Here is a 10,007-nt window from a genome sequence, read left to right on the forward strand (position 1 = left end):
CCGTCAGGACTCCGAGCGGCCCTCGCGCCAGTAGCCCATGAACGCCACCGCGCGCCGGTCGACGCCGAGGTCGGCGACCAGGTGCCGGCGCAGCCGCTTGACCACCCCGGCCTCACCGGCCAGCCACGCGTAGCAGCCCGCGCCGGCCGCCGGGTCCTCGGGGACCTCCCACAGCGGCTCGGCATCGAGGTCGACGTCCTCCGGGGCGGCGCCCGGCGCCGCGGCGACGCCGAGGTCGACCAGCGCGGCGTGGACGGCGGGGACGAGCAGTTCGCCGCGCGGGCGGTCGGCGCGGGCCAGCCAGCGCACGGTCACCCCCTCGGGCAGTCGCAGGTCCTGCACGTCGCCGGCCTGCGGCACCTCCAGGACGGCGACCGCGCGCCGCCCGGCCGGCAGGGACTCGAGGATCGCGCCGACCGCGGGGACGGCGGTCTCGTCGCCGGCCAGCAGCAGGCAGCGCGCGGTCGCGGGCGGCGCCCACTCGACCCCCCAGGCGCGGCCGCGACCGGGCCGGTCCGGGCCCATGAGCACGACCGGGTCGCCCGGCGCGGCGTGCGCGGCCCAGGTCGCGGCCGGGCCGGCGTGCCCGTCGTCGACGCCGTGCAGGACGACGTCGAGGTCGACCTCGGCCACCTCCGGCCGCGCCGCGCGCACGGTGTAGGTGCGCAGCACCGGCCGGCGCTCCTCCGGCAGCGTGCACCAGGTGGGGTACCACTCGGAGCCGGCGGCGTGCAGCTCGGCCAGCGCTCCCGGGTCGGGGCCGAGGACGAGCTTGACGCGCTGGTCGTCACCGGCCACGCCGAACCCGCCCAGCCCTGGCCCGGTGAGGGTGATCCGGACCATCGACGGGCCCAGCGGGCGCACCCGGGCGACGACCGTCTCGAAGAACAGCCACTGCGGCAGCGCGGCGGCCGGGGCCTCGGTCGTCTCGGTCGTGGTCACTGCGGTCTCCGCTCTCCCGGTCGGACGGCCCGAGCGGACCGCGAGTAAGGCAAGGCTAACCTCTCCGCTGCCTGCGGGGGGAGTCCCCTGCCCGACCTGCGAGGAGACCCCGTGTCCCGACCCACGCGCCCGCTCGGCGCCGCCCTGGCGCTCGCCGCGCTGCTCGCCGCGAGCGCCTGCTCGACCGCCGAGGACACCCGGGCGGCCGGCTCGTCCGGGCCGGGCTGGTCGTTCACCGACGACGTCGGCACCACCGTCGAGCTCGACGCGCGGCCCGAGCGGGTCGCCGGCCTCAACGACGTCGCGTCGTCGCTGTGGAACCTCGGCATCGAGCCGGTGGCGACCTTCGGCCAGACCTCGGCCGCCGACGACGTGCAGTTCGAGGGGCGCGACCTGTCCGGGGTGGAGATCGTCGGCGAGAGCTACGGCGCGATCGACCTCGAGGCGCTGGCCGCCGCCGATCCCGACGTCGTCGTGACCACGGTCTACCCGGTGGACTCCGAGGGGACGCTGGACGGGACCCAGCCGCTGTACGGATTCGAGTCGCTGGAGCAGCAGGAGCAGGTCGCGCGGATCGCCCCGGTCATCGCGATCGCCTGGCGCGGGTCGGCCGCCGACGTCATCGAGCGCACCGCCGAGCTGGCCGGGGCACTCGGTGCCGACCTGGACGGCTCGGAGGCGCGCGCGGCCCGGCAGGCCTACGAGCAGGCGTCGGCCGAGCTCGCCGAGGCCGCCTCGTCCGGCGTCACCGTGCTGCCGGTGGCGGCCTACCCCGACGAGGGCTTCTACATGGCCAAGGCCGCCGACGACCCGTCGCTGCGCCTCTACCGGGACCTCGGCGTCCGGTTCGTCGACCCGGGCGGCGAGGGTTGGTTCTGGCAGACGGCGGGCTGGGAGAACGTGCCGCAGCACCCCAGCGACGTCCTGCTGTACTCGCTGCGCGGCGCGATGACGCCCGAGCAGATGTCCGGCCAGCCCACCTACCGGCTGCTGCCGGCCGTGCAGGCCGGGCAGGTGCACCCGTGGGAGTACGTCGGCATGGACCACGCCGCCCAGGCCCGCTACATGGAGCGGCTGGCCGGCTGGCTGCGCGACGCCCGGAAGGTGACCTAGGAGGGCAGCGGCGCCGGCGTCTCCGGGAGGGGCGCCGGCGCCGGGCGGGCGCGGGCGCGCGCGGTCTGGGCGAGCGCGATGCCGCCGAGGACGACCAGCCCGCCGAGGACCTGCCAGCCGGTGAGCACCTGCTCCAGCCACAGCCACGCGACCACCGAGGCGAACACCGGCTCGATCGTGGCCACCAGCCCGGCGGTCGTGGGCGGCAGGTGCCGCAGCGCGGCGATCGACAGCCAGAACGGCGTGATCGCCCCCAGGACGACGATCCACAGCACCAGCACCCACAGCGGCAGCGCCACCGCGCCCAGCGAGACCGGCACCCGGTCGGCGAGGACGGCGGGGTCGAAGCGCGTCCACGGCGCGGCGACCGCCCAGAACAACGCCGCGGCCACGAAGCTCCAGCAGGTCAGCGCCACCGGGTCGCGCTCGGCCGTGCCACGCTCGCCCAGGAGGTAGTAGGTGGCCAGGCAGACCGCCGCGGCCAGGCCCGCGACGACGCCGAGCAGGTCCAGCGAGCCCCCGCCCTGCCACACCTGCGCGACCAGCACCAGGCCGCCCAGTGACAGCGTCAGCGCCAGCCAGATGCGCGGGCGCACCGGCTCCTTCCGCACCAGCCGCACCCACAGCGCGATCCAGACCGGCGCGGTCATCTCGAAGACCAGCGCGATGCCGACCGGCAGCCGCCCGATGGCGACGTAGTACAGGAACTGCGTCAGGGCGACGCCGACCACGCCGAATGCGGCGACCAGCGGCACCTCGCGCCAGGTCAGCCGCAGCCGCCGCGGCGCGAGGACCGCCAGCGCGACCAGCAGCCCGGCCGCCGCACCGGCGCAGCGCATCGCCGTCAGCCAGGTCGGCGGGACGCCGGCCCGCAGCGCCAGCGTGGACACCGTGCCGTTGACGGCGAACAGGCCCGCCGCGGCGAGGGTGAGCAGGTAGCCGACGGCGGGCCGGCGGATGAGCGGCACCCGTCCGACTGTAGCGGGCGTAACGACATACGCCGCCTACCGGGGGTCACTGCCCCTGAGCCGGGTCCATCCCCATGACCTCCCAGACGTGGCCGTCGGGGTCGGTGAAGCTCGAGCCGTACAGGAAGCCGTGGTCCTGCGCCGGCATCCAGCGCCCGCCACCGGCGCCGAGGGCCTTCTCCACCAGCTGGTCGACCTCCTCGCGGCTCTCGCAGGACAGCGCGTACAGCGCCGCCGTGGCCGTGCGCGGGTCGGCGACCTGTGTCCCGTCGGGGACGAAGCCGCGCATCTTCTCGCGGGTCATCAGCTGGACGAAGATCGTGTCGCTGACGACCACCGAGGCCGACGAGTCGTCGGAGAACTGCTCGTTGATCGAGAAGCCGAGCGCGGTGTAGAAGGCGCGGCTGGCCGCCACGTCGGCGACCGGCAGGTTGAGGAAGACCATGCGCACGGGGCACTCCGTCCGTCGGGGGCCCGGCGGCCCCGGCGCGAGGGGAGACGGCCCGGCGCCGCGGAACTCGTCGCCGCGCGTGGCGCCCGGGGACGCCGGGCACCCTCGACGGCGTGAGCGAACCCCGGCCGCCCTGGTCCCGCCGCCGTCGCCGGCTGCTCACGTGGCTCGCGCTCGGCGCGGCGGCCGGCGGCCTGGGCGCGGTCACGCTGCCCGCGGAGGCCGGGGTGACGGCGGCCTACCTCGGCGCGCTGTGCGCGCTCCTGCTCGTCATGGCGGCGGTGCTCTTCTTCGCGGTCCCCGGGGCGGACACGGCCGGCACGCTGCTGCGCTCCACGCCGCTGGCCGGCGCGGTGTGCGTCGTGGCCGCCCTGCTGGCGCTGTCGACCGAGGGCCGGTCGCTGCGCTGGCTGTGGTGGACCGCCGCGGGCGCGGCCGCCGTGTGGGTCGCCACGGCGGCGTGGCTGACCCGCCGCAGCTGACCGGGCGGCACCCGGCGAGACTGCCCGGCGTGGACCTGCCCCCGGCCTTCTACCTCCCCGACGGCGACGGGTTCGCCGCCACCGCGCTGACCATCGGGCCGTGGGACCCGGGCCTGCAGCACGCCGGCCCGCCCGCCGCGCTGCTGGCGCGCGAGGTCGAGCGCACCGGCGGGATCGACGGCGGCCAGCCGGTGCGGCTGGCCTTCGACGTCCTCGGCCCCGTGCCGGTGGGCCCGGTGCGGGTGGGCGCGCGGGTGCTGCGCCCGGGCCGCCGGATCGAGCTGGTCGAGGCGACGCTGGAGGCCGGCGGGCGGCCGGTGATGCGGCTGACCGCCTGGCGGATGCGCGCCCGCGACTCCGCCGCCGCCGCGCACCCGCCGCAGCGGTTCCCGGTCGGGCCGCAGGACGGCCGGCCCGCGGCGTTCTCGGTCTTCCGCCAGGAGGTCGCCTACCACCGGTCGCTGGAGTGGCGCGAGGCCGGCGGCTCGATCAGAGGGACCGGCCCGGCGGCGACGTGGACCCGGCCGGTGTGCGCCCTCGTCGACGGCGAGCCGATCACGCCGCTGCAGCACCTGCTGGTGATGACCGACGCGGCCAGCGGCACCTCCGCGGCGCTGGACTGGTCGCAGGCCACCTTCGCCAACGTCGACCTCGTCGTCGCGCTGTTCCGGCAGCCCGTGGGGCAGTGGCTGGCGATGGACGCCGTCACCACGCTGGGGCCCACCGGGATCGGGCAGTGCGCGGCCGACCTCTACGACACGGAGGGGAGGGTCGGCCGCTCGGTCGCCTCGCTGTTCGTCGAGCCGCGCTGAGCGGTCCGCCCGGGCAGACCGGTTGGATGGGGGGCAGGACGCGACACGGACGGAGGACCTGACCGCCATGGGGCCGCTGACCGACCTGCTCGACTGGCTCGCCGGCCGCGGCCTGGAGATCGTGCTGATCATCCTCGGCTCGGTGCTGATCGCCCGCTTCATCACCTGGGTGGGCACGCGGATCACCGACCGCATCGACGCGCGCTCCACCGACGGCGACGTGCTGGTCCGCTCGGAGGCCGCCAAGCACCGGCACTCGCTGACCCAGGTGATCACCTGGGCGCTGATCGTCATGGTCTACGCGGTGGCGGTCTTCTACGTGCTCGCCCGCCTCGGCGTCCCGGTCACCGGGCTGGTGGCGCCGGCCACCGTGCTCGGCGTCGGGCTGGGCTTCGGCGCGCAGCGCATCGTCGGTGACGTCCTGGCCGGGTTCTTCCTCATCACCGAGCGGCAGTACGGCTTCGGCGACGTCGTCTCCATCCAGGTGGTCGGCGGCGGTGACCCCGCCGAGGGCACGGTCGAGGACGTCACGCTGCGGATCACCCGGCTGCGCTCGGCCGACGGCGAGGTGGTCACCCTCCCGAACGGGCAGATCGTCAAGGTCGTGAACCTCTCCCGCGACTGGGCGCGGGCGGTGGTCGACGTCCCGGTGCCGACCAGCGCCGACGTCACCCGGGTCAACGAGATCCTCCACGAGGTCGGCCGCGAGGCCTTCGCCGACGCCGGGCTGCGCCGGCTGCTGCTCGACGAGCCCAGCGTCATGGGCGTGGAGAGCATCGACCTCGAGCAGGTCAACGTGCGGGTGGTGGCGCGGACCCTGCCCGGCCGGCAGTTCGACGTGGGCCGCGACCTGCGCGAGCGGATCGTGCTGGCCTTCGCCCGCGCCGGGCTGACGCTGACGCCGAGCCCCGAGCCGGCTCCCCTGCCCGCTCGTCCCGCGCCGGCGGCGAAGCCGTGACCGTCCCCGGCGCCCCCCGCCCCGCCGAGCCCGCCGGCGGACCCGGCTCCGGCGGCGACCCGGCCGCCCGCGGCCGGTTCGGCCTGTCCGTCCTGCGCCGCACGCCCGGCCACATCGGACGGGCCCGCACCTCGACCGTGGTCCTGGTCCTGCTCTTCCTCGGCCTGGGCCTGCTCTACCTCTACGTGCGGCCCGACCCGGCCGGCACCGACCCGGCGGGCACCACGACGGTGACCACGCCCGCCCCCGCGCCGGCCGGCACCACGGCGCCCGCGACCGAGGCCCCGGCCACCGAGACCCCGGCCACCGAGACCACCGAGGCGCCGACCAGCCAGGCGCCGGCGACCACGCCGGAGGAGACCGCCCCGCCGACGACGGAGCCCCCGGCCGGCACGACCGGGGAGACGCCGTCGGCGCCGGTCCCGACGACCACCCCCGGTCCGGCGACGACGCCCGGCTCGGGACCGACCACCGTCTCCCCGCCCGGCTGACCCCGCCCGGGCGGAGGATGAGCCGCATGGTCCTGGGACTGCGCCGGCCGGTCGTGCAGGCACCGATGGCCGGCGGGCCCTCCACGCCCGCGCTCGCGGCTGCGGTGTCCGAGGCCGGCGGGCTGGGCTGCCTCGCTGCCGGGTACCGGACGCCGTCGGCGGTGCGCGAGGAGGTGCACGCCGTCCGGGCGCTGACCGGGCAGCGGTTCGCGGTCAACGTCTTCGTGCCCGGACCGCCGGCCGACGCCGACGCCGTGCGCCGCTACGCCGAGCGGCTCCGGCCCGAGGCCCGGCGCTGGGGCGTCGACCTGGGCGAGCCCCGGGCCGACGACGACGCCTGGGAGGACAAGGTCGCCCTGCTCGCCGAGGAGCGGGTGCCGGTGGTCTCGTTCACCTTCGGCCTGCCCCGCCCGGACGTGGTCGCCGCGCTGCACGCCGCCGGGTCCACCGTGCTCGTCACCGTCACCACCCCCGAGGAGGCGGTCGCGGCCCGCGACGGCGGCGCCGACGCGCTGGTCGTGCAGGGCATCGAGGCCGGCGGGCACCGGGGCGGACCGTCCGACCGGGACGGCGAGGGCGAGTACGGGCTGCTGCCGCTGCTCCGCCTCGTCGCCCGGGCCGTCGACCTGCCGCTGGTCGCCGCCGGCGGGATCCCCGACGGCGCCGCCGTCGCCGCGGTGCTGGTGGCCGGGGCGGAGGCCGCGCAGCTGGGCACGGCGTTCCTCCGCTGCCCCGAGGCGGGGACCGCCCCGGCGCACCGCGAGGCGCTCACCACCTCCGGGCGCACGGCGCTGACCCGCGCCTTCAGCGGCCGGCGCGCCCGCGGGCTGGTCAACCGCTTCCTCACCGAGCACTCCCCCGCTGCCCCGGCGGCCTACCCCCAGGTCCACCACCTGACCTCGCCGCTGCGCGCGGCGGCCCGGCGGGCCGGCGACCCCGGGGGGCAGAGCATGTGGGCCGGGCAGGCGCACCGCCTGGCCGAGGCCGTCCCCGCCGCCGAGCTGGTGCGGCGCCTCGACGACGACGCCCGGGCCGCGCTCGCCCGCGTGCACCCCGGGAACGACCGCCGCTGACCTGGGCTATCGTCGGGGGCAGGCTCACGAGAGGCAGCGCGAAGCACCTGGCTTGCTGCCCGGCAACCTCTTCCTCCGTCTGAGGTGCTCCCAGGGGAAGAGCCGGCCGTGCGGCGCCCGCTGCCCGGCAAGGACGGAGCACCTGTGCGCCGCAGGTCCTCCGGAGCGAGAGGAGACGGCGCGTGACCGACCCGAAGAGCTGGAGCTTCGAGACCCGGCAGATCCACGCCGGCACCAGCCCCGACCCCACGACGGGCGCCCGCGCGCTGCCCATCTACGCCACCACCAGCTACCAGTTCCGCGACACCCAGCACGCCGCGGACCTGTTCGCGCTGGCCGAACTGGGCAACATCTACACGCGGATCATGAACCCCACGCAGGACGCGCTCGAGCAGCGCGTGGCCTCCCTCGAGGGCGGGGTCGCGGCGCTCGCGGTGGCCAGCGGCCAGGCGGCCGAGACCCTGGCGCTGCTCAACGTCGCCGAGGCCGGCAGCCACGTCGTCGCCTCGGCCTCGCTCTACGGCGGCACGTACAACCTGCTGCACCACTCGCTGCCCAAGCTCGGCGTCGAGGTCTCCTTCGTGGAGGACCCCGACGACCCGCAGAACTGGCAGGCGCTGGTCCGCGAGAACACCAAGGCGTTCTACGGCGAGTCGATCGGCAACCCGAAGGGCGACGTCCTCGACATCGCCGCGGTCGCCGAGGTGGCCCACCGCAACGGCGTGCCGCTGATCGTCGACAACACCATCGCCACGCCCTACCTGGTGCGCCCGCTCGAGCACGGCGCCGACGTCGTCGTCCACTCGGCCACCAAGTACCTCGGCGGCCACGGCACCGCGATCGCCGGGCTCATCGTCGACGGCGGCGGCTTCGACTGGACCAGCGGGAAGTTCCCGGGCTTCACCACGCCGGACCCGACCTACCACGGCGTCGTCTACGCCGACCTCGGCGCCCCGGCCTACGCGCTCAAGGCCCGGGTGCAGCTGCTGCGCGACCTCGGCCCGGCGATCAGCCCGTTCAACGCCTGGCTGGTCGTACAGGGCATCGAGACGCTGTCGCTGCGGATGGAGCGGCACGTGGCCAACGCCCAGCGGGTGGCCGAGTTCCTCGAGGCCCACGACGAGGTGGAGTCGGTGCACTACGCCGGCCTGCCCTCCTCGCCGTGGTACGCCGCCCACCAGCGCTACGCCCCGAAGGGCGCCGGGGCGGTGCTCGCCTTCGAGATCCGCGGCGGGATCGAGGCCGGCCGGCGGTTCGTCGAGGGCCTGGAGCTGCACAGCCACGTCGCCAACATCGGCGACGTGCGCAGCCTGGTCATCCACCCGGCGTCCACGACGCACTCGCAGCTGACCGCGGAGGAGCAGCTGACCACCGGCGTCACGCCCGGTCTGGTGCGGCTGGCCGCCGGCCTGGAGGGCATCGAGGACATCCTGGCCGACCTCGAGGCCGGGTTCCGCAGCGCCAAGGAGGCCTGACGTGACCGGGGTGAGGGACGCCCCGGCGTCCCTCACCCCGCCGCGCACCGGCGGGTGGCGCGACGGCGACCCCGCCGGGGACCGGCTGTTCCTCGACCTGGACGGCCCGGTCCGGCTGGAGCGCGGCGGGGTGCTGCCCGGCGTCCGGGTCGCGTACGAGACGTGGGGGACGCTCGCGCCCGACGGCGGCAACGCGGTGCTGGTCGAGCACGCGCTGACCGGCGACAGCCACGTCACCGGTCCCGCCGGGCCCGGTCACCCGACGCCGGGCTGGTGGGCGCCGCTGGTCGGGCCGGGCGCACCGCTGGACACCGACCGGCTCTTCGTCGTCTGCGCCAACGTGCTCGGCGGTTGCCAGGGCACCACCGGGCCGTCCTCGACGGCGCCCGACGGCCGCCCGTGGGGATCGCGGTTCCCCGAGGTGACCGTCGCCGACCAGGTGCTGGTCGAGGCCGCGCTGGCCGACGCGCTCGGCGTCCGCCGGTGGGCCGCCGTCGTCGGCGGGTCGATGGGCGGCATGCGGGCGCTGGAGTGGGCGGTCGCGCTGCCCGACCGGGTGGCCGGGCTGTTCTTCCTCGCCTCGGGTGCCGCGGTCACCGCCGACCAGCTGGGCACGCAGACCACCCAGCAGGCCGCCATCCGCGCCGACCCCGCGTGGGCGGGCGGTGACCACCTGCCCGGGCCGGGACCGGTGGCCGGCCTCGGCGTCGCGCGGCGGATCGCCCACCTCACCTACCGCAGCGCGTTCGAGCTCGAGGAGCGGTTCGGCACCACGGTGCAGGACGACGGCCGCTTCGCCGTCGCCTCCTACCTCGACCACCACGCCGACAAGCTCGCCCGCCGCTTCGACGCCGGCAGCTACGTGGTGCTCACCGAGGCGATGAACACCTGGGACGTCGGCCGCGGCCGGGGCGGCGTGGAGGCGGCGCTGGCCCGCGTGACGGCCCGCGTCGTCGTGGCCGGGGTCGACAGCGACCGGCTCTACCCGCTGGGGCTGCAGCAGCGGGTGGCCGACGCGCTCGGGGTGCCGCTGCGGGTGCTGTCCTCGCCGTACGGGCACGACGGCTTCCTCGTCGAGGCCGACGCCGTCGGCGCGCTGGTGCGCGAGCTGCTGGGAACCTGAGGTCCCGCTTCCCCTCTCCCGGGGGGGGGGGGGGGGGGGGGGGGGGGGGGGGGGGGGGGGGGGGGGGGGGGGGGGGGGGGGGGGGGGGGGGGGGGGGGGGGGGCGGGGGGGGGGGGGGG

The 10,007-nt window shown here is 76.8% G+C and carries 11 protein-coding genes and 1 riboswitch; of the genes, 8 read left to right on the forward strand and 3 right to left on the reverse strand.

The features are described from left to right. Positions 1-3: 3 nt before the first annotated feature. On the reverse strand, positions 4-942 hold the full coding sequence (locus ACI78U_RS21585) for a siderophore-interacting protein (RefSeq protein WP_456877451.1): 939 nt from the start codon (positions 940-942) through the stop codon (positions 4-6). A 111-nt stretch (positions 943-1,053) separates the two neighbouring features. On the opposite strand from ACI78U_RS21585, the gene ACI78U_RS21590 reads away from it, so the two are divergent. Further along, positions 1,054-2,055 (forward strand): ABC transporter substrate-binding protein, encoded by a 1,002-nt coding sequence (locus tag ACI78U_RS21590; protein WP_456877452.1) that lies wholly within the window; start codon positions 1,054-1,056, stop codon positions 2,053-2,055. On the opposite strand, the gene ACI78U_RS21595 is transcribed toward ACI78U_RS21590, so the two are convergent. Next, positions 2,052-3,023, reverse strand: coding sequence for an EamA family transporter (locus tag ACI78U_RS21595; protein WP_456877453.1), 972 nt, complete (start codon positions 3,021-3,023; stop codon positions 2,052-2,054). The genes ACI78U_RS21590 and ACI78U_RS21595 overlap by 4 nt on opposite strands. A 46-nt stretch (positions 3,024-3,069) precedes the next feature. Then, positions 3,070-3,468 (reverse strand): VOC family protein, encoded by a 399-nt coding sequence (locus ACI78U_RS21600; protein WP_456877461.1) that lies wholly within the window; start codon positions 3,466-3,468, stop codon positions 3,070-3,072. 119 nt (positions 3,469-3,587) lie between these two features. Between ACI78U_RS21600 and ACI78U_RS21605 the strand changes: the two genes are divergently transcribed. The 7 genes from ACI78U_RS21605 (at position 3,588) to metX (ending at position 9,888) form a co-directional block, all read left to right on the forward strand. Beyond that, positions 3,588-3,956 (forward strand): hypothetical protein, encoded by a 369-nt coding sequence (locus tag ACI78U_RS21605; RefSeq protein WP_456877454.1) that lies wholly within the window; start codon positions 3,588-3,590, stop codon positions 3,954-3,956. A 29-nt stretch (positions 3,957-3,985) separates the two neighbouring features. Beyond that, on the forward strand, positions 3,986-4,768 hold the full coding sequence (locus ACI78U_RS21610; protein ID WP_456877455.1) for a thioesterase family protein: 783 nt from the start codon (positions 3,986-3,988) through the stop codon (positions 4,766-4,768). A gap of 67 nt (positions 4,769-4,835) precedes the next feature. Further along, on the forward strand, positions 4,836-5,726 hold the full coding sequence (locus ACI78U_RS21615; RefSeq protein ID WP_456877456.1) for a mechanosensitive ion channel family protein: 891 nt from the start codon (positions 4,836-4,838) through the stop codon (positions 5,724-5,726). Next, positions 5,723-6,217 (forward strand): hypothetical protein, encoded by a 495-nt coding sequence (locus ACI78U_RS21620; protein WP_456877457.1) that lies wholly within the window; start codon positions 5,723-5,725, stop codon positions 6,215-6,217. The genes ACI78U_RS21615 and ACI78U_RS21620 overlap by 4 nt, the downstream gene beginning before the upstream one ends. 26 nt (positions 6,218-6,243) lie before the next feature. Further along, a complete protein-coding gene (locus ACI78U_RS21625) occupies positions 6,244-7,290 on the forward strand; it encodes an NAD(P)H-dependent flavin oxidoreductase (RefSeq protein WP_456877458.1) in 1,047 nt (348 codons plus the stop codon). Between the two features lie 22 nt (positions 7,291-7,312). Next, positions 7,313-7,430, forward strand: a riboswitch (SAM riboswitch). Positions 7,431-7,472: 42 nt separating this feature from the next. After that, on the forward strand, positions 7,473-8,765 hold the full coding sequence (locus tag ACI78U_RS21630) for a bifunctional o-acetylhomoserine/o-acetylserine sulfhydrylase (protein WP_456877459.1): 1,293 nt from the start codon (positions 7,473-7,475) through the stop codon (positions 8,763-8,765). 1 nt (position 8,766) lies between these two features. After that, positions 8,767-9,888: a homoserine O-acetyltransferase MetX gene (metX, locus tag ACI78U_RS21635; RefSeq protein ID WP_456877460.1), complete on the forward strand. Its 1,122-nt coding sequence runs from the start codon at positions 8,767-8,769 to the stop codon at positions 9,886-9,888. The last annotated feature ends 119 nt before the right edge of the window (positions 9,889-10,007 follow it).

The sequence above is a fragment of the Geodermatophilus sp. SYSU D00710 genome (genome assembly GCF_054050195.1).